Origin of the sequence: Leifsonia sp. Leaf336, assembly GCF_001423695.1 — a bacterium.
In the GTDB taxonomy this organism is placed as follows: Bacteria; Actinomycetota; Actinomycetes; order Actinomycetales; family Microbacteriaceae; genus Leifsonia.
Genome location: NZ_LMOZ01000003.1, coordinates 838,321 through 857,451 on the forward strand (window position 1 = coordinate 838,321; position 19,131 = coordinate 857,451).

General features: G+C 67.8%; 19 protein-coding genes. 13 read left to right on the plus strand and 6 right to left on the minus strand.

The genetic code is table 11. The features are described 5' to 3' along the window. Window positions 1–23 precede the first annotated feature (23 nt). The 3 genes from ASF88_RS19410 (at window position 24) to ASF88_RS19420 (ending at window position 4,864) form a co-directional block, all read left to right on the plus strand. The gene (locus ASF88_RS19410) at window positions 24–2,108 is read left to right on the plus strand and encodes an alpha-galactosidase (RefSeq protein WP_162242598.1); all 2,085 of its coding nucleotides are present in this window, start codon (window positions 24–26) and stop codon (window positions 2,106–2,108) included. A 53-nt stretch (window positions 2,109–2,161) separates the two neighbouring features. Continuing rightward, window positions 2,162–2,872, plus strand: a complete 711-nt coding sequence (locus ASF88_RS19415) for a FadR/GntR family transcriptional regulator (RefSeq protein ID WP_082519076.1) — start codon at window positions 2,162–2,164, stop codon at window positions 2,870–2,872. Window positions 2,873–3,634: 762 nt separating this feature from the next. Beyond that, complete coding sequence (locus ASF88_RS19420) at window positions 3,635–4,864, plus strand: tyrosine-type recombinase/integrase (RefSeq protein WP_055922751.1); 1,230 nt, start codon at window positions 3,635–3,637, stop codon at window positions 4,862–4,864. A gap of 260 nt (window positions 4,865–5,124) precedes the next feature. On the opposite strand, the gene ASF88_RS19425 is transcribed toward ASF88_RS19420, so the two are convergent. Beyond that, a complete protein-coding gene (locus ASF88_RS19425; RefSeq protein ID WP_055922754.1) occupies window positions 5,125–5,841 on the minus strand; it encodes a GNAT family N-acetyltransferase in 717 nt (238 codons plus the stop codon). 100 nt (window positions 5,842–5,941) lie between these two features. Here ASF88_RS19425 and ASF88_RS19430 point away from each other — a divergent pair, with 100 nt between their 5' ends. The 3 genes from ASF88_RS19430 to ASF88_RS19440 all read left to right on the plus strand — a co-directional run bounded on the left by ASF88_RS19430 (window position 5,942) and on the right by ASF88_RS19440 (window position 8,690). Continuing rightward, window positions 5,942–6,454 carry a GNAT family N-acetyltransferase gene (locus ASF88_RS19430; protein ID WP_055922758.1) on the plus strand — a complete coding sequence of 171 codons (513 nt, stop codon included), beginning with the start codon at window positions 5,942–5,944 and terminating at the stop codon, window positions 6,452–6,454. After that, the gene (locus ASF88_RS19435; protein WP_055922761.1) at window positions 6,451–7,548 is read left to right on the plus strand and encodes an FAD-dependent oxidoreductase; all 1,098 of its coding nucleotides are present in this window, start codon (window positions 6,451–6,453) and stop codon (window positions 7,546–7,548) included. Before ASF88_RS19430 ends, ASF88_RS19435 begins: the two co-directional genes overlap by 4 nt. A 125-nt stretch (window positions 7,549–7,673) precedes the next feature. Beyond that, complete coding sequence (locus ASF88_RS19440) at window positions 7,674–8,690, plus strand: isopenicillin N synthase family dioxygenase (RefSeq protein WP_055922766.1); 1,017 nt, start codon at window positions 7,674–7,676, stop codon at window positions 8,688–8,690. A 40-nt stretch (window positions 8,691–8,730) separates the two neighbouring features. Here the strand turns inward: ASF88_RS19440 and ASF88_RS19445 are convergent, their stop codons facing one another. Both ASF88_RS19445 and ASF88_RS19450 read right to left on the minus strand, forming a co-directional pair. Beyond that, window positions 8,731–9,165, minus strand: a complete 435-nt coding sequence (locus ASF88_RS19445; protein WP_055922769.1) for an SRPBCC domain-containing protein — start codon at window positions 9,163–9,165, stop codon at window positions 8,731–8,733. Then, window positions 9,162–11,087, minus strand: coding sequence for an FAD/NAD(P)-binding protein (locus ASF88_RS19450; protein ID WP_055922772.1), 1,926 nt, complete (start codon window positions 11,085–11,087; stop codon window positions 9,162–9,164). The genes ASF88_RS19445 and ASF88_RS19450 overlap by 4 nt, the downstream gene beginning before the upstream one ends. Window positions 11,088–11,243: 156 nt before the next feature. Between ASF88_RS19450 and ASF88_RS19455 the strand changes: the two genes are divergently transcribed. From ASF88_RS19455 to ASF88_RS19485, 7 genes are read left to right on the plus strand one after another with little or no spacing between them, the layout of a single operon-like run. Next, window positions 11,244–11,753, plus strand: coding sequence for a GNAT family N-acetyltransferase (locus ASF88_RS19455; RefSeq protein WP_442915040.1), 510 nt, complete (start codon window positions 11,244–11,246; stop codon window positions 11,751–11,753). Continuing rightward, window positions 11,750–12,733, plus strand: coding sequence for an amino acid ABC transporter permease (locus ASF88_RS19460; RefSeq protein ID WP_055922778.1), 984 nt, complete (start codon window positions 11,750–11,752; stop codon window positions 12,731–12,733). Before ASF88_RS19455 ends, ASF88_RS19460 begins: the two co-directional genes overlap by 4 nt. Continuing rightward, window positions 12,730–13,488: an amino acid ABC transporter ATP-binding protein gene (locus ASF88_RS19465; protein WP_055922781.1), complete on the plus strand. Its 759-nt coding sequence runs from the start codon at window positions 12,730–12,732 to the stop codon at window positions 13,486–13,488. The genes ASF88_RS19460 and ASF88_RS19465 overlap by 4 nt, the downstream gene beginning before the upstream one ends. Window positions 13,489–13,526: 38 nt before the next feature. Continuing rightward, window positions 13,527–14,561: a transporter substrate-binding domain-containing protein gene (locus ASF88_RS19470; protein ID WP_055922783.1), complete on the plus strand. Its 1,035-nt coding sequence runs from the start codon at window positions 13,527–13,529 to the stop codon at window positions 14,559–14,561. Window positions 14,562–14,570: 9 nt separating this feature from the next. After that, complete coding sequence (locus tag ASF88_RS19475) at window positions 14,571–15,392, plus strand: DUF1684 domain-containing protein (protein WP_055922786.1); 822 nt, start codon at window positions 14,571–14,573, stop codon at window positions 15,390–15,392. Continuing rightward, window positions 15,389–16,480, plus strand: coding sequence for an LLM class flavin-dependent oxidoreductase (locus tag ASF88_RS19480; protein WP_055922789.1), 1,092 nt, complete (start codon window positions 15,389–15,391; stop codon window positions 16,478–16,480). The genes ASF88_RS19475 and ASF88_RS19480 overlap by 4 nt, the downstream gene beginning before the upstream one ends. After that, complete coding sequence (locus tag ASF88_RS19485) at window positions 16,477–17,838, plus strand: NtaA/DmoA family FMN-dependent monooxygenase (RefSeq protein WP_055922792.1); 1,362 nt, start codon at window positions 16,477–16,479, stop codon at window positions 17,836–17,838. The genes ASF88_RS19480 and ASF88_RS19485 overlap by 4 nt, the downstream gene beginning before the upstream one ends. 24 nt (window positions 17,839–17,862) lie before the next feature. Here the strand turns inward: ASF88_RS19485 and ASF88_RS19490 are convergent, their stop codons facing one another. The 3 genes from ASF88_RS19490 to ASF88_RS20565 are packed head-to-tail and all read right to left on the minus strand — an operon-like array spanning window position 17,863 to window position 19,030. Next, a complete protein-coding gene (locus ASF88_RS19490; protein ID WP_055922795.1) occupies window positions 17,863–18,393 on the minus strand; it encodes a GNAT family N-acetyltransferase in 531 nt (176 codons plus the stop codon). Continuing rightward, window positions 18,390–18,860, minus strand: a complete 471-nt coding sequence (locus tag ASF88_RS20560; protein WP_157498440.1) for a hypothetical protein — start codon at window positions 18,858–18,860, stop codon at window positions 18,390–18,392. The genes ASF88_RS19490 and ASF88_RS20560 overlap by 4 nt, the downstream gene beginning before the upstream one ends. Further along, a complete protein-coding gene (locus ASF88_RS20565) occupies window positions 18,857–19,030 on the minus strand; it encodes a hypothetical protein (RefSeq protein ID WP_157498441.1) in 174 nt (57 codons plus the stop codon). Before ASF88_RS20565 ends, ASF88_RS20560 begins: the two co-directional genes overlap by 4 nt. Between the last annotated feature and the right edge of the window lie 101 nt (window positions 19,031–19,131).

Below are 19,131 nucleotides of genomic sequence, written 5' to 3' on the forward strand. Positions count from 1 at the left end.
ACGTCCACCTCACCAATGACCGCGTGAGCGTACTGCTCACAACGGCAGGCGGCAAACCCGAGTTCGTGCACTGGGGTTCATCACTTGGAGACACGCTCCCGGAGACTGACCAGCTTGCGGGCCCCGTCCCTCAGTCCTTCTTCAATGGCCGCGTGCCGCAGCACTTGGTCCCTGAGTCCGGTTCCGGATGGCTGGCGACCCCGGGACTCCGCGCGGGCAGAGCCGGCAACGAGATTCATGCACGGTTCACAACACGGACCGAGACGGTCGACGGGGCCGCCGCTGCAACTATTGTCCAGCACGACGACGAGCACGAACTCGAACTCACCACCGAGCTTCGGCTGGAGGACACCGGACTTGTCCGCATGCGTCACACGCTAGCCAACAGAGCGTCTCAGCCCCTCGACCTTCATCAGCTCCTTCTGACGCTGCCGTTGCCCGACCGCGCCACCGAACTGCTCGATACGACGGGCCGGTGGTGCCGAGAGGCTCAGCCGCAACGTCACGTGATGCAGTCCGGCAAGTGGAGTCGGCCGACGCATCACGGACGGACAGGACACGACGCCCCTCTCGTCTTCGCCGCAGGCACGCAGGGTTTCGGCTTCCAGCATGGCGAGGTGTGGAGTGTGCACCTCGCCTGGAGCGGCAACGCCGAGCACTACGTCGAGAAGTCGCCTTTCGCCGGTTACGTGATCGGGGCCGGTGAAATCCTGGAGCAGGGCGATGTCGTTCTGGCCGAGAACCAGGCCTACACCTCACCGTGGCTGTTCGCGTCCTATTCACGGGACGGCCTCGACGGAGTCGCCGCTCAGCTTCATCGCTGGGACCGATCCAACCGAAGAGCGACCCGGCCCAGGCCGGTGACCGTGAACAGCTGGGAGGCGGTCTACTTCGACCACGATGTGGAGGCGCTGCTCGACCTCGCCGAAGCCGGCGCACGCGTCGGTGCGGAGCGATTCGTCCTCGACGACGGATGGTTCCTGGGGCGTCGCGATGAACTGGCGGGACTGGGGGACTGGACGGTCGACCCGGAGGTCTGGCCCGACGGACTCGGACCACTCATCGGCCGGGTCCACGGCCTCGGAATGCAGTTCGGACTGTGGGTCGAACCCGAGATGGTGAGCCCTGATTCGGAGCTAGCTCGCGCCCATCCGGAGTGGATCAGCCGGGTCGGATCGACGCTCCCCCTGCCGTGGAGGAACCAGCAGCTCCTCGACCTGACGAATCGTGCCGCGTGGGACTACATCTACAACCAACTCGACCGGCTGCTCAGTGAAAACGCGATCGACTACCTGAAGTGGGACTACAACCGTGACAGCACCGAGATCGGTGATGGAACCGCGCCCAGGTCCCACGCGCAGGTCGAGGCGGCCTATCGGCTGATCGACGCCATCCGGGCGAACCACCCCGGTTTGGAGATAGAGAACTGCTCGTCCGGAGGCGGCCGCATCGACCTCGGAATCGGCAGCCGCACAGACCGGGTCTGGGTGTCCGACACGAACGACCCCGTTGAACGGCATCCGATCCAAAGATGGGCCGTGCAGCTTCTTCCTCCGGAACGCATCGGAAGCCACATCGGCTCGGCCCGCTCGCACACGACCGGAAGGCTGGCCGACCTCGCATTCCGGATCAGCGCGAGCTGGATGCATCACATGGGCATCGAATTGGACATCCGCGGCATCACCAGCGAGGACGAGGCTGCTCTGTCCGACGCGATCCGCATGCACAAGGCGTACCGCGGCCTGCTCCACGGAGGGGACGTCGTTCGGGGCATCGGCCCCGACCCGGACCATCTGCTGTACGGCGTCGTATCCGCGAACAAAGATGAGGCCATCTATCAATACGTCGCGCTTCAGCTCTCCACCAGTGACAGCCCTTCCCCGGTGAGGCTGCCGGGCCTGCACGGCGAATCGCAGTACCGGATCGAGCCGATCCTCTGCGATGACCGCTCCCGGTCCGAACAGTCACCGCCGACCTGGATGCTCGCCGGCATCAAGGCCAGCGGTCGCTTCCTGGGTGAAGTGGGCCTGCACATGCCGCTTTTGAACCCACAGTCAGCGGTGGCCTTCCGGGCGGAACGGTTGCGGAGCGACACGACAGGCACCTGATCCTCATCGCGCCGAGTGGTTCTTGTATGTTGTTGGTGACCTGAGGCGGGAAATTGTCACCATCATACGAGCAGGGCGGCTCCGGCCTGCACGGAGACGTCCTCGAATGGCTCGGTACGCAGATCATCACACGTGTCTTCGCTACAGGGCACAAATTGAACCCGGACGAGTTGAGTGTCGAGCGCCAGGTCTCGCGGGCTGTGCTCCGGGAGGTCTTCCGAGTTCTGCAGGCCAAAGGCCTCATTACGGCGCGGCCTCGGCAAGGCACTCTCGTCACGCCGCCGGAATACTGGGACTACATGGATCCTGACGTCATCCGTTGGCGATTGCGCAGTTCGGACCGGGCGGATCAAGTGGAGGAGCTCTTCGCCCTCAGACTGGCGGTCGAGCCTGTCGCGTGCCGACTGATGGCGGAGGCGACTGATGCCGCTGCGGCAGACCGGCTAGACGAATTCATCGCTGAGATGCAGAGCGCTTTCGAACGACGCGACCTTCACGCATTCGCGGCCGCGGACGTTCGCTTTCACACACACATCCTCGAATCCAGTGCGAACAATATGTTCCGCTCGCTGATGTCGCCGGTAGCGTCCGCAGTGAGCACGAGAGAGACCCTGCAGTTCCCGCTTGAGCAAGTCGTACTGAGAGGGCTGGACCTCCACCGGCGCCTGGTCGCGGAGATTCGCGGGAACGGGCCGGCCATTGAAGCCATCTCGCAGTCCTTGATCCTCGACGCTCAGCAGGAGATCGAGGCGGCGATTCATTAGCCAGTTTCGACCGCGCATCTGATTTTTCGTCAAGATGAACGCTGACGGCGACGCTTCACCGCCAACTCGCGCCAGCCGATCCCGTGGGAGAAAGACTGGTCGAGGGCGTCGGAGATCGACTGAGTCTCTGACGTGCGTCGACAACAACCGCGGAGCCGCCGGGCGGCGGCACTGAATTTCCCGGCTTGTTTGTCTTTCCGTCGGCCGATCGTAGCTCGTTCCCGGTTCTCCGTGCCGGGCTTTCGCGGCATATCCTCCCTCGCAAGCTCGGTCCGGTATTCCACGCTCCCGGCACTGCGCCCCTCTCACTCGCTCTCGATCTCTCCGCCGGAAGGCAAACAAGAACAGTTGACACAGGGGAGTGATCAGAATGCGGGTACACATCATCGACACCAGACGCATGGGTCCTGAACTGCAGGGTGGACTGATCGGAGTGGTCGGTTCGCTCAGCCCCAGCTCCGAGGAAAAGAGAGAGTGTGTTGAGACCGTCAGTCGATACTCCGCGGACGGATGGGTGATTTCCGCCGACCCGTTCACGCCTATCGGCCGGCTTGCCGCGCTCACCGCAGAGACTGCGTGCGCGCCGTTCGTGCGACTCGACGACGTTCGCCTGCCGCAGCGGGCCGCGCGTACGATTGGGGTCACGCGTAGTCCCGAGCGGGATTCCGCTGACCTCGACGGATCGCCGTTTCCTGCGCTGGCACCCAAGACCCGCATCAGCGGAGCTGGGCTGACCGGCTCGCGCATTGAGAACGGGGGTCGGTGATCATGTCGCGTCCTCCGCTTGTCTCCGAGACCTGGGGAGCCGTCTCGACGCGCATGCTCGAGCACGGCCGCTGGGCCGCGCGCGCCCGATACCGCGACGTTGATGGCCGAACACGACAGATCGAACGCATCGGTAGCACGAAGCAGAAGGCGGAAGCGCTCCTCCGAGAGGCGATGCGGGATCGGATCAAGCCGCTCGGCGACGGAGAGCTCGGACCAGACACTCGCCTCGCAGACCTTGCGATTGTGTGGTGGGACGAGTTCGGCCACACCTCTCGCTCGAACGCCACCCTGCGTCGATACGAGACTGTGCTCGACAAGTACGTCATTCCGAATCTCGGCGGCTGGATGATTCGGGAGGCCTCGGTCTCGAAGCTAGATCGATTCATCAAGCAGACGACAAGGCTCAACGGATACTCGAATGCGAGCATCGCCGTCGTCCTGCTCACCGGGATGTTCGCCATGGCAGCAAGGCATGACGCCATCGAAGCCAATCCGATGAAGTCGGTCGCTCCCGTCGAGGAGCCAGATCACCAGGTTGTGACCTTTTCGCTCGACGACGTCGCCGAGCTTCGCGAGATCCTTGCTCGGTGGGACGCAGGCTTGGATGCATCAGGGCGCCGTCGCGGGACCGACCTCGCCGATCCAGTGGACTTCTTCCTCGGCACCGGCTGCCGGCCGGGCGAGGTGTTCGCACTGATGTGGGAGGACGTCGACTTCACGATCCAGCCGTTCACGGTCGACATCCACCGGACAATGGCGAAGAACCGCGAAGGCCGCTGGACCGTTCAGAACAAGACCAAGACTGGCGGCGGGCGACGGCTATTCCTGCCCACCTTCGTGGGGAAGATGCTTCTCCGACGGCGAGTCGAATCGTTCTCGGATCTCGTCTTCCCCTCGTCGACGCTCACGCCACGAATCCCGGACAACTTCCGACTCCAGTGGCACACCGCGTTGAAGGGGACGCGCTTTGAAGGGCGGGTGCCGAAGGAGTTCCGGTCCACGGTTGCAACGGCGATGGGTCGTCACGGGCGCGGCCCCTCGAGACGACATCTCGGTGCACGGGGATGGCATCGTCGTCAGGGCGGGTGTGGACTCCGAGCGTTCCGCCGCGGGGGTTTGCCGTGCGGTCTACGAACTCTGCCTTCCCTGGGGCGACAACGCAGGTCTGCGCTCGGCCGCTATCGAGGTCACCGCCGCAACCATCGACGACGGCGGACCGGCTGACACCGGTGTCGCGATCGAACGCACGGGGATGACCGGTGCCTCCTCGAGAGCGTCACACGGAAATCCGACAACCTTCCCGCGCGACTGGCGCTGAAGGCTGTGGCTCGCTGGCCTGCTGATCCGCGTGAAAGCCGGCTCGCTCTAGTTGCGCCTGTTCGGCCGGTTGGTCGCTCCCGGTCACCGTCGTGCTGCAAGCTGATTGTGTCGTTCGATCAGCTCTGTCATTTCTTCCGGCATCGCCCGCGGAGAACGAGCTCAGGTCAGGCGGGTGTCCGCACCGACGCGAAGCGGTTACGGCGGCGCACCGTGAACCCGAGGCGCTCATAGGCGGCGATGGCGCCTGTGTTCGTGACGGCCGCGTGCATCAGCGCGCGGTCACCGCGCTGCTGGATGTGGAAGGCGATATCGAGCACGAGGCGAGAGGCGAGTCCCTGGCGGCGGTGGTCGGCATCGACCGACACGGCGCTGATCTCGGTCCAGCCCGTCGGGTGCAGACGCTCGCCGGCCATGGCCACCAGGCGCCTCGCCCGGTGAATGCCGATGTACCGGCCCAGCTCGTACGTGCGGGGGCGGAAAGGACCGGGTCGATTGCGCTCGACGATTGCGAGCATGTCGGCCGCGTCGTCAGCGCCGAGCTCGATCGCCTCGTCGTCCGGGTGCGGCCGCAGTGCTGCAGTCTCGACCAGTTGCACGCCGTCGCCGCCCCCGAGGTACTCCCATCCTTCCGGGAGCTCGCCTTCGTAGCCGGAGAGGCCGACCTCCGCGCCGGGTCCCACGAGTTCGCGCAGCGCGTCCCACGTCCCGGGTGCGTCCCATGTGCGGACTGCGACGAACGGCGCGACGTCGACGGGGTAGCGCCGAACGAGGTCACCACCGATCGCGAAGTGAGCATGCGGGCCCGCGAGCGAGTGCCAGGCGGCGTTGTCGAGGACGGCGGCGTCCGTGTGCGAGACGTCGAGGATCGGGGTGGAGGTCACCGGGACACTCTGCGCCGATCGGTGTCGATGTTCAAACGCTGTGTTACCCGTTGTTTCCCGCGCCGGCGACCGTGGTCGCCTCGGTCGCGATACTGGCATCATGACGGCGGTACGGAGCGCATGGACGATCGAGAACGTCGCGTGGACCGACGACCGGGCGGTCGTACTGCGCGATGCGATGGATGCCGAGGTCGGCCCCCGTTACGCCGAGACCTTTGCTGCGTTCGATGACGAGACTGCAGCGGCTCTCGCGGACGACTTCGCTGTGGACCCGTCGACGATCGTGGAGGTCGTGCTCGTGCTCGACGACGCGGGAGAGGCGGTCGGGCATGCGGCCCTGCGCGCCCTCGGCGACGAGCTCGAGGTCAAGCGCGTGTATGTCGATCCTCGCGCGCGTGGGCGGGGGGCGAGTCGTGCGCTCATGGCCGAGCTGGAGCGGCTCGCAGCGGTGCGCGGCGCGAGCCGGCTCATCCTGCAGACCGGCGACCGGCAGCCCGAGGCGGTCGCGCTCTACGAGAACATCGGTTACCGGGCGATTCCTGTCTTCCCTCCGTACGTGCGTTTCGCTGGATCGCGTTGCTTTGCGAAGACCCTGATCGCGGTCGCCGGATGAGCGCGCGGACCGTCGACGTCGCCGTGGTCGGCGCCGGAGCCATGGGAGCGGCCACCGCCTGGCACCTTGCGCGGGCGGGTCGCGAGGTCGCGGTGTTCGAACAATTCGAGCCTGGCCATATTCGCGGCGCGTCGCACGGGGCCTCCCGCAACTTCAACGTCGCGTACACCGAGCCCGAGTATCTCGCGTGGCTCCGTGATGCACGGACGCTGTGGCGCGAGCTGGAGGCAGAGTCGGATACCGCGCTCCTGGAGACGACCGGTATCGTCACGCACGGGCGCGGGCGGGATCTCGCGGCCGCGAGCGACGTCATCTCGGAGGGCGGTTTCGAGGCGGAACTGCTCGACGTCTCCGCCGCTGAGGCACGGTGGCCCGGCTTCCGTTTCGATGGACCGGTGCTGCACAACCCCGGTGCAGGTCGCCTGGATGCCGACGCCTCCGTCCGGGCGTTCCTGAGCGGAGCAGCGGCATCCGGCGCCGACGTCGCGTGGAGTGCGGCGGTCGCCGATGTCGAGGTCCACGGTGACGACGACGTGCGTTTCACGGTGACGGATGCGGACGGGAGTCATCGGGTCCACGCGCGACGGCTCGTGTGCACGGCGGGCGCGTGGACCTCGAAAACGCTTACCGGAGTGAAGGGGGTGACCCTCCCCACGTTGCGGGTGACGCAGGAGCAGCCTGCGCACTTCCGTCCCCTGGATCCGTCGGCCTCCTGGCCCGGGTTTAACCACCACCCCGCCGCCGACGATCCCCGAACCGCGTGGTTCGCTGCCCCGGTGTACGGCATGCTGACACCCGGGGAGGGGGTCAAGGCCGGCTGGCACGCCGCCGGGCCCGAAATCGATCCGGACCGCCGCAGTTTCGTTCCCGACGCTGCGCTGACCGCTGCGCTCGTCCGGTACGCGGGGGAGTGGCTCCCCGGGGTGGATGCGACGACGTTCAACGAGATCACCTGCACCTACACGTCAACCGTCGATGCCCGCTTCGTGCTCGAGCGCACGGGGCCGGTGGTCGTGGGTGCCGGTTTCTCGGGACACGGCTTCAAGTTCACGCCCGTCATCGGGCGGACGCTGGCTGCACTTGCCTCGCCGTGATTGATTTCCGTCGATAGTCCGCGGCCCGGGCCGGAAGTCCGATCGCGGCTCAACCGATCGATGAGCGCCCTCCGAGGCTCGGTAATACAGCCAAAGTCGTCCTCGCCGCCTGCGACGATAGAGCCATGCCTCTCGACGCACTTCCCATCCTCGACATCTCCGAACTCGACCAGGGCGATGAGTCCGCGGCGGCCTTCCGCGACAGCCTGCGGCAGGTCACCCACGACGTGGGGTTCTTCTACCTGGTCGGCCACGGGATCCCGCAGGAGCTGATCGACGAGGTTCTGGAGGTCTCGCGCCGGTTCTTCGACCTGCGCGAAGCGGAGAAGCTCGCGATCGAGAACGTGCGCAGCCCGCAGTTCCGTGGGTACACCCGCACCGGTGAGGAGCTGACCAACGGGGCGGTTGACTGGCGCGAGCAGATCGACATCGGGGAAGAGCGTGAGACGGTGGCTGACGGTCCGGCCTTCCAGAGGCTCGAGGGCCCGAATCTGTGGCCGGCTGCGCTCCCGGAACTCGAGACGGCGATGACCGAGTGGCGCGAGCAGCTCAGCGCGCTGTCGCTCCGCCTCCTGCGCACGTGGGCGGTGGCCCTGGGCTCCCCGGCCGATGTGTTCGACGACGCGTTCGCCGACCATCCGTTCCCTCTGATCAAGATCGTGCGCTACCCGGGCAAGAGCGACGAGGTCGCGGAGCAAGGCGTGGGCGCGCACCGTGACGGCGGCGTTCTGACGTTGCTGCTCGTCGAGCCGGGCAAGGGCGGTCTTCAGGTGGAGCACGAGGGTGCGTGGATCGACGCACCGTCGATCCCCGGCGCGTTCGTCGTCAACATCGGCGAGATGCTCGAGCTGGCCACCGACGGTTACCTGAAGGCGACCCTGCACCGCGTCGAGTCCCCGGCGCTCGGAACGGACCGCATCTCCATCCCCTTCTTCTTCAACCCGGCGCTGGACTCGACCGTGCCACGGCTGCAGTTGCCGCCCGAGCTGAAGGCCGAGGCGCGCGGGCTCTCCGCCGACCCAACGGACAACCCGATCCTCGAGACGTACGGGGACAACGTTCTCCGCTACCGGCTCCGCGCGCACCCGAACGTGGCGGCCATCCATCACGCCGACCTTCTCAGCCCGCCGCCGACGCCGTAGCTCAGTGCTCACGGCCGGCCGGGTTCGGGCGGGACACCCCTCAGTCGGAGGGCGGTTGAGGGAGTCGGTGCACGGCTTCGCGTAGTCGCTCGAACCGTCGGGTCAGGTCGAGGGTCAAAGGCTCTGTCTGCGGGGTCGGAATCTTCCACCACACGGCCTGAATCCGGGATCCGGTCGGGGTCGGCTCGACGAAGAACTCCAGCTCCGAGCCGGGGACGACGATGTGCGACGCCTGGACAGGATCCCAGGAGATCAACACCCGGCGATTGGGGACGAGGTCGAGAATGCGACCGACCGCCGACTCGTCGCGACGGGTGATCTCGTAGTTGCCGCCGCGGCGCGCCGCGACCTTGGCGCGGTCGGCGAACCATTGGGAGAGCAGGTACGGCGCCACCACCGAGTCGAATGCGATGCGGGGTGGCCGATCGAGGTCGATGCCGGCCCGGACTTCGAGCAGATACTCGTTGTACGTCAAAACAGTTCCCTCTTGAGTGCGAGCGTTTGTGGATCCGCTACACGGTCCGCAGCGTGCTCGATCCGCTGCATGACGGCGTGCGCGGTCCGATCGTTCTCGCGGAACGAGAGCGCATTCGTGTTCGGGCGGGAGAACGCACCGGCGAACGGCGCGTCCGTGAAGGGACCGATCGCCCACCGCCGGGGATGCGGCCGGCCGGCAGGGTCGATGATCCGTGAGTCCGTCGGGTCGACGCGCAGCATCCCTTGACGGAAGGAGCCGGAGCCCGAAACGATGAGATCGCGCAGTGCGCTGTTGTCGGTGCGATCTGCGTGCGCAGCGGGGAGCCATGCGTCGATGAGAGCGTCGACGGTGACGTTTCCGTCGATCGATGTGCTGGAGACGAGGAAGCGACCCTGCCGTTCGTCCGGCTCGACGCTGATATTCGCGCCGGCGAACTCGATGATGCCGGCCTCGGAGAGCGCGATGAGTTCGGCGATGCGGTGTCCGGGCGGTCCGGAGGCCACATAGCTGAAGTAGGTCGGCCACCAGCCGTGGAGATCGCGGACCCTCGACTCCTCCGTCCAGGCGGGGGAGGCGCTGACGGGAGCGAGCGCGAACATCGCAAGCAGAAGCGCGGTGAAGAGGCCCAGGGTGGCGCTGTGCTCTGGGGCGGTGCGTCGGTGGAGGTCGTCGTCGAGGTGAGCTCGGACCCACCGCTGCAGTTCGTCCCGATCCTGGAATCGCGCATCTGTCAGCGGGCGGTCGAAGAGGTCGAGCAGCAGACGGTCCCCGGGGTCGGGAATCGCATCCGCCACCAGCGACCGGTAGTCGTCGGAGTGCGGATCGACGGCGTCGAGACCGTCCAGGAAGTCAGTCCACTCGCGGGTGGTGCGCTCCGGGTGACCGGTGAAGAGTTCGCGGTAGTACCCGTGCAGGATTTCACGCTCGACCACGGGCCACACGTCCCGGCGGAAGTCGAGCGAGTTCCCGCGGCTCGTGAGCTGGGCGAGAATCTCGGGGGTCAGGTAGCGCAGCGACGGCGCCTCTCCGGTGAGGGTCGAGGAGATCTTCGCACGGTACGGGACGCCGCGCCGCGACCCGATCAGAAGCTTCGGCTCGCGCCCGCTCGGAACGTACCGCAACGAATCGCCTCTGCGCAGGAAGCGTCCACCCCGGCCCTCGGTGAGCAACACGATCAGGTCGATGGCAGCGAGACCCATCCCACGGACGGCGACGACATCCTGAGGTCCGAACGCGGAGAGGTCCGCGTCCGCGGTGAAGGCGGGAGGCTGGTAGCGCAGGCCGTGTCGGTGGGCGAATTGGACAAGTTCGGCGGTCTCCCCGTCTGGCTCGCTTCCGGTGTGGCCGATCGCATAGACGAGGGCATCGGCGATGAGCTCGTCGCCTCCGGCGAGACGAACGCGTTCATGGCCGTCGGTCGGCTCGACGGCGACGACGGTATCCGTGCGGCGGACCACGACGGCACGGTCGTCCAGGTCGGCGATCGCACGGCGGAGGAACCAGTCCAGATAGTGGGCGTGGAGGCGTCGGGTCGGGAAGTCGCCACGGCGCAGCCGGGTCAATTCGTCGGCGACGTGCGGATCCACCTCCACGTCGACGATCCGCCCGTCGCGCACGGCTTCGACCCACTCCAGTAGCGACGGCCCCGGGCGGACAGGTCCCTCGAGCGAACACGAGTCGTCGGTGAACATGGTGACGTCCTCTGCCATCGAATTCAGCTTGAGCAGGGGAGACTGCTCGCGTCGCCAGATCCGGCCGGGTCCCGCCGGGAACGGGTCGATCAGCTGCACCACGACCCGAGGTCGTTCGGCCGCAACGGAGCGTGCCGCTGCGAAGCGCTCCAGCCAGCCGATGGCGCGCGGGCCGGCGCCGATGACGACGACGGTGGCGTGCGTTGAGCGTTCCGAACGGGGGAGCATCGGGTCACCCTGCCCCCGCCGGCTACCCCGCAGCAAACGACCGTGACGGACTGTTTCGGCGCCCGACGCAATCCGTAATCGGGGTTGTCGGGCCGGGCGTGATGCGCCGTACGGTCGTCCGCAACATCCGCCCACACCCTGCGAAAAGGAGGCATGGTGACTGTCACGAACGTCGACGCTGACGAGTTCCGCTATGTCCTGGCGACAGACGGGTTGGCCCGTCCGCTGCTGGACGAGCTGGAGCTCGAGTACGACACCCGCTACGGCGATTTCTTCGGGGAGCGGGCCTCCACCGAACTGAATCGGTACCCCGCCGAGCTCTTCTCCGCGTCCCATGGGGGCGCATTCGTCGTGCTGCTGCGCGGTGGCGTCCCCATCGCCGGAGGGGCCTTCAAGCGCCTCGACCCGGAGACCGCGGAGCTCAAGCGCATCTGGACGAGTTCCGCCCACCGCCGCCAGGGCCTGGCTCGCCGGGTCGTCGAGGAGCTCGAAGCCGAAGCCGTCCGTCAGGGGTACACCCGTATCTACCTGACGACCGGTCCCCGGCAGCCGGAGGCGAAGGCGCTGTACCTCGCCACCGGCTACAGCCCGCTGTTCGATACGGAGCTTGCTCCCGAAGTGGTCGGAATCCACCCTTTCCAGAAGTCCGTGGGAGGTGAGCGATGAGCGCGGTCAGTCCCGCAGTCGAGTCGGCTGCCGTCGCCACTCCGGCGCCCACCAGCCCGCTGCCGGACGGCATCGATCTGCGTCGCCTCGCCGAGCGCCGGGTCCTCCCGCTGCGTCACCCGGGCCGGTGGATCGCGGCGGCACTGGTTCTCGTGCTGCTGCTGAACTTCGGGCAGACGCTGTTCACGAACCCGTCGTGGGAGTGGGCGACGGTGGGCAAGTGGCTGTTCAGCCCGGCCATCCTTACGGGTTTGCAGCTGACCCTGGCGGCCACCGCTATCTCCGCGGTCGTGTCGTTCGTGGGCGGCATCGTGGTGGCGCTCGGCCGCCTGTCGGCGAACCCCGTGCTCAGCTCGGTGAGCTGGATGTACGTCTGGCTGTTCCGCTCCGTGCCGTTGATCCTCGTGCTGATCTTCCTCTACAACCTCGGCAACCTGTACCCGACGATCGGGATCGGCATCCCTTTCGGGCCGCAGTTGGAGGTCAAGACGGTGTCTGTGCTCTCTGACCTGACGCTCGGAGTCATCGGACTGAGCTTGAGCGAGATCGCGTACAGCTCCGAGATCGTGCGGGCCGGCATCCTCTCGGTCGACCAGGGCCAGCACGAGGCGGCGAAGTCGCTCGGGCTGCCGCGCGGGCGCCAGTTCCGCCGGATCGTGTTGCCGCAGGCACTGCGTTCCATCGTGCCGGCCTACGTCAACCAGATCATCGGCCTGCTGAAGGCCAGTTCGCTGCTGTTCTACGTGTCGCTTCTCGACCTCTTCGGCGTCGTGCAGAACCTCGGAAGCACCTACCCGACCGACATCATCCCGCTTCTGGTGGTCGCCACGATCTGGTACCTGATACTCACCAGCGTCGTCTCGGTGATCCAGTACTACGTCGAGCGCTACTACGCGCGCGGCGCGGTGAGGACACTCCCGCCGACACCGTTCCAGCGTCTACGCGGCTGGGCGAACAACCGCCTGGACGGTGCCGTATGAGCGCCGGGATCGAGATCGCGAACGCGACGAAGTCGTTCGGCGACCGGCCGGTGCTCCGCGGGGTCGATCTGACGATCGAGGCCGGCACCGTCACTGTCATCCTCGGCCCGTCCGGCTCGGGGAAGTCCACCCTGTTGCGCGCCATCAATCATCTCGAACCGCTCGACGAGGGCTACGTCGTCGTCGGTGACGAGCTGATCGGCGTCCGCGTGCACCACGGCCGGCTGAAAGAGCTCAGCGAGCGGGAGATCCTCCGCCAGCGCGCCCGGATCGGGTTCGTCTTCCAGAACTTCAACCTGTTCCCGCATCTGACGATCCTCGAGAACGTGTCGGAGGCGCCGATCGCGTTGGGCACGCCCCCTGCGACCGCCCGAGAGCAGGCGCGGACGCTGCTGGAGCGGGTCGGGCTGTCCGACAAGGAGGCCTCGTACCCCCGCCAGCTCTCCGGAGGTCAGCAGCAGCGCGTAGCCATCGCCCGCGCGCTCGCCCTGGAGCCGGAGGTTCTGCTGTTCGACGAGCCGACCTCCGCTCTCGACCCCGAGCTGGTCGGCGAGGTCCTGGCCGTGATCCGCTCGCTCGCCGGCAAAGGCGTCACCCTCGTCGTCGTCACGCACGAGATCGGCTTCGCCCGCGAAGTCGCCGACCGCGTGGTCTTCCTCGACGACGGGGTGGTCGTCGAACAGGGTCGGCCGTCCGACGTGCTCGATCACCCGCGCGAAACGCGCACCCGAGAGTTCCTGAGCCGCGTGCTCTGAACGCACCACCCACACCCACCCCTCACCAAGGAGAACCCATGTCCCCCCGAATCACCCCACCTAGACGCTTCGGCGTCGGACGCTTCGGCGTCGCCGGGGCCGCCCTCGTGTCGGCCGCCCTCGTCGTCTCTCTCGCGGCCTGCTCCGGACAGGCGTCAGCTGAGAACGACGGAACCTCGAAGGGCGGCGTCATCGTCGCAGCCCACACCAACGGAGCCGGCACCCAGACCACCATCCAGGTCGACAAGGTCGCGTCGATCGCGGACGAGCTGCCGGACGCGGTGAAGTCGAGCGGCAAGCTCGTCATCGGCGTCGGTGCGCTGCCGGCCGGCTTCCCGCCCCTCGCATTCACCGGCGACGACCAGAAGACCCTCACCGGCTCCGAGCCGGACCTCGGCCGCCTGGTCGCTGCGGTGCTCGGCCTGAAGCCCGAGGTCAAGAACGCGACCTGGGACAACCTCTTCGTCGGCATCGACACGGGCGCGACCGATGTCGGCTTCTCGAACATCACCGACACCGAGCAGCGCAAGGAGAAGTACGACTTCGCCTCGTACCGCAAGGACGAGCTCGCCTTCACCGTCCTGAAGAAGAGCACCTGGGAGTTCGACAACGACTACGAGAACCTCGCGGGGAAGACGGTCGCCGTCGGTTCCGGCACGAACCAGGAGAAGATCCTGCTCGAGTGGAAGTCCAAGCTCGAGTCCGAGGGCAAGACGCTGACGATCAAGTACTACCCGGACAGCAACTCCACGTATCTCGCGCTGAACTCCGGCAAGATCGACGCCAACTTCGGGCCGAACCCGGGCGCCGCCTACCAGAACACGCAGAGCGCGTCGTCGGCCAACCCGACCCGCACCGCCGGCACGTACTCGGGCGCGGGCGCCACCATCCAGGGCCTGATCGCCGCGACCGTGAAGAAGGGCAGCGGCCTCGACAAGCCGATCGCCGACGCCATCAACTACCTGATCGACCACGGTCAGTACGCGAAGTGGCTGAAGGCGTACAACCTCACCAACGAGGGCCTGCCGAAGTCCGAGATCAATCCGCCTGGGCTTCCGCTCAGCAACCAGTGAGATGACGTCATGACCATCGCATCAGAGACCACGACAACCGCTTTCGAATCGGCGTGGAGCGCCTGGCACCAGGCCCACGAAGAGGACCGTGCTTCTGCACACGGCTTCCTCGCCATCACCGCGCTGCACTGGCTGACCGCCGATCCGACGGCCTACGACGGCATCCCGGGACGCTGGTGGAGCTCCGAAGACGGTCCGGTCGTGGAGCTCGGCGATGGTGAGGCACTGCTCGTCGACGGCGACACGGTCACCGGCCGTGTCGCCTTCGGCGCCATCCCGGAGCGCGGTGGCCGCATCGCCGCCTTCGGCGACGTGGTGATCGAGATCGCGAAACGCGGCGGGTCCGACCTGCTCCGTCCGCGGCATCCCGGTCACCCCACCCGCTCCGGGTACCGCGGAACCCCCACCTACGCCCCGGACGGTGCGTGGGCGGTCGAGGGCCGGTTCGTCCCGTTCGACCAGCCGGTCGAGGTGACGGTCGGCTCGGTCGCCGAGGGCCTCCAGCACGTCTACGCCGCCCCAGGGGAGGTGGAGTTCTCGCGCGACGGCGCGGTCCACCGGCTGACCGCCTTCAACGGGCACACCCCCGGGTCGCTGTTCATCCTGTTCACCGACGAGACCAGCGGTGTCACCACCTACGCGGCCAACCGGTCGCTGGCCGTCGGCGCGCCCAGTGGTGACGGGTCGGTGATCATCGACTTCAACCGTGCGGTCAACCTCCCGTGCGCGTACACCGATTTCGCCACCTGCCCGCTGCCGCCGGCCGGCAACCGGCTGCCGTTCCCGGTGGAGGCCGGGGAGCAGATCCCGCACGAGCGGAGCGCCCGGTGAGCCGCCCGGAGCGGCCACTCGTCCTCGGCGTCGAGCTCGACGGCGACGGAGCGCACCCGGCTGCCTGGCGGGCGTCCTCGCACAGCCCGGCCGAGCTGCTCGGCGGCCGGGTGCACGCCGAGCGCGCGCAGGAGGCCGAACGCGCGGGGTTCGCCTTCGCGACCTTCGCCGATTCGGCTCTGCCGCCGGCCGATCCCGATGGCATCTCGGCCCGGCTGGACGCGATTCAGCGGGCGGCGTTCGTCGCCCCGCTGACCAGCGCGATCGGGTTGGTGCCAGAAGCGGGCACGGTCTACACCGAGCCGTTCCACGTCGCCACCCAGGTCGCGTCGCTCGACTTCGCATCGCGCGGCCGTGCCGGCTGGACCGCGACAGTGGCGGACGACCCCGACACGGCTGCGCTCTACGGGCGCGGCGGACAGCCGGGGCGGCCTGAGGATGCGGTGGAGGTGGCGCGCCGGCTCTGGGACTCCTGGGAGGACGACGCGGTGATCCGCGACGTGGCGACCGGGCGGTACATTGACCGCGACCGGCTGCACCACATCGGCTTCACCGGCGACGACTACTCCGTCGTGGGGCCGTCGATCGTGCCGAGGCCTCCGCAGGGTGCCCTGCCGGTCTTCGGTTCTGCGGCCCTCGCCGGGACCGCCGAACTGGATGCGGCCTTCTTCGATGTGCGGCCGGGGAGCGCGGTGCAGCTGCACGCGCGCGCGGCCGACACCGCGGCAGAACTCCGGGCCACGGGCGTGCTCGCGATCCTCGACCTCGAGTTCGTGCTCGATGCCGCCGGCGTTCCGGCGGCCGACCGGGTCACCGAACTCGATGCCCGGACACCCTGGCCCACACGCCGCGCCCGCTACACGGGCCCGGCCGACGGACTCGTCGACCTGATCGCCTCTTTCGAGTCCGTCATCGATGGCGTCCGCCTCCACCCGGCCGTGCTCGACCTCGACCTCGCCGAGTTCGCGTTCGCGGTCGCGCCGCAGCTCCGCGACCGCATCCCGCTCGCCGTCCCGCGACCCGGCGACACCCTCCGCGCGACGCTGGGCCTGCCCGACGCCGTCAACCGCTACCAGGAGTCCGCATGACCGCACCGACCGTCCTCCGCTTCGGCGTCTTCTTCCAGGGCGTCAACTTCTCGACCGTGTGGACCGAGTCGGAGAGCGGCTCCCAGATCGACTTCGAGAGCTTCCGCCGCCTGGCGCAGACGGCCGAGCGCGGCCTGTTCTCCGCGTTCTTCCTCGGCGAGGGGCTGCGACTGCGCGAGCACCTCGGCCGCCTCCACCAGCTCGACGTGGCGGGACGGCCGGACGCGCAGACGCAGCTGGCGGCGCTCGCCGCCGTCACGTCCCGGATCGGACTGGTCGCGACGCAGAACACGACCTACAACGACCCGCTGGATCTCGCCCACCGGTTCGCCAGTCTCGACCTGCTCTCGGGCGGCCGAGCCGCCTGGAACGTCGTGACGACGGACAACGCCTGGACGGGCGAGAACTTCCGGCGCGGCGGCTACCTCGACCACGCCGACCGCTACCGGCACGCGGAGGCGGTCGTGGTCGCCGCCAAGGAGCTCTGGGCCGCCTGGGACGCCGACATCGCGGACTCTCCGGACGCGGACTCATGGAGCACCGGGGCGCAGGGGCCGACGGTCGAGGTGGACACCGGGCACTATCGTGCGCGCGGGCTCAGCCGTCTCCCGCAGAGCCCGCAAGGTCGCCCGATGCTGTTCCAGGCCGGCGACTCGCCCGAGGGCCGCGACTTCGCCGCCCGCCAGGCCGACGTCATCTTCTCGGCCCACAGCGCGTTCGACGACGCGCAGAACTTCGCAGCGGACATCCGGCAGCGCACCCTGAAGGCTGGGCGCCCTGCTGACGACGTGAAGATCTTCCCCGGCCAGGAATTCATCCTCGCCGACACCGACGCGGAAGCCGAGGAGAAGGCTCGGTGGGTGCGCCGCAAGCAGGTCACCCCGCAGACCGCGATCGCCTTCATCGAGAACATCTGGGGCACCGACCTCAGCACCTACGACCCGGACGGCCCGCTGCCCGACATCGACCCGGTGCAGGACGTCACCGGCGAGACTCGCGGGGCCGGGTTCCGCGCGGCGCAGGCCAAGACCACGGCCGACGCCTGGCGGGAGCGCGCGGAGGCGGAGGGGCTCTCCATCCGCGAGCTCGTTATCCGCCTCAACTCCGGGCGCGGTTTCGTCGGCAGCCCATCGTCAGTGGCTGCGACACTGCAGCGCTACGCCGATGCCCGGGTGGTCGACGGCTTCAACATCACACCGTGGCTGGTGCCGTCCGGTCTGGATGACATCGTCGACCGGCTGGTCCCGGAGCTGCAAGAACGCGGGGTCTACCCGACCGGCTACGAGGGGAACACACTGCGTGAGAACCTGGGGCTGCGTCCGTTCGACTCCGCGGCGCTCGCGAGGCGGACGGCTTGATGTCTCCTCGGCCTTCCGGGCGGTTCAGTGCGGAAGGTCGAGGACGAAAGTCAGCAGTTGGAGCGTGCGCCCATCCGGCAGGACGATCGTGTCTTCTCGTTCTGCACGTCGGGTGAAGCCGAGCTTCCGGTAGAGCGCGTGGGCTCCCACCATGTCCGGACCGCTGTTCAGCACCACCGCGCGCTGGCCGCGCCCTCTCGCCTGGTCGACGGCGAACCGCGTCAACTCCGCCCCGATGCCACGGCCTCGTGCCGACGGATGAGTGGCCAGCAGCCGGAAGCAGAGCTCGTCCGACCCGATCCGGCCGTCCTGATCGAGACCGGGCCGAAGGAGCGCGATGGTCCCGACGAGCTCCCCGCTGCTCTCGTCCTCCGCCACGAAGAAGTCGAACGCGTCGAGTAGCGCCTCCGGGTGCTTCAGCTCCTCTCGGTAGTGCGCCGGCAGATCCCCATAGTCGTGCGTGTAGGCCGCATGGGTGAGCGCCCCGATCGCCGGATACTCGTTCACGAGCGCACCGCGGATGCGAACGGTCGATGACGGGTGGGCAGCGGTCACCGGGAGCTCCCTTCGAGAACAGCTGCGGCTGGGCTCCAGCCGAGATACCGGTTCCATCGTCGCAGGTCGCGGAGGACGGTGAGCACACGCCCTTCATCGAGCGCCGCGATCTCGTCCGGGTTGAGCCGGCACGCGAGGTCGAGTCGTCCGGGCAGCGTTCGCGGCCACCGAAGCAGGTCGACCATTGGTGCGCCCGCGAAAGCAAGACGCTCCATCGCGACCAGCCGTCGTTCGAATTCCAGGACGGAGAGCGAGGGCACGCTTGGCGAGAGCTCGACTGCTCGGATCGAGTTCAACAGCGCACGGACGTTGCGCCGCAAGGCCGCGGCAACGGGTGCAGATCTGTCACCGAGATCGCAGCGCAGGAGCACTTCCGCTGCGGACTCTGCCTCGTCGAGTCTCTGCCGGTGGGGATCGATACGATCCATGGACGTGTCGGGCTGCGTGTGGGGGCGGGAACCGGTCATCGGCGTGTTCCCGCGCTCCGGTAGGCCTCCATCAGATGCTCGCGTGCCGACTCCAGTTCTTCGGCGGCGCGACGGAACTCGTCGCGGGCGTGTTCGAGGTTGTTTTCGCCTGCGACTGCCGTTGTCTCCCGGAACAGCTCGAGGCTCTGGGTGCTGTCGATCGCGTTCATGGGCGGCACCGTACGCGGCACGCAGCGGGCGCATCCACCGTCGACGTCAAGGTCCGTAACGTCCGAGCGATCGAGGCGCCCGGAGGCGATGCACGAGCGCG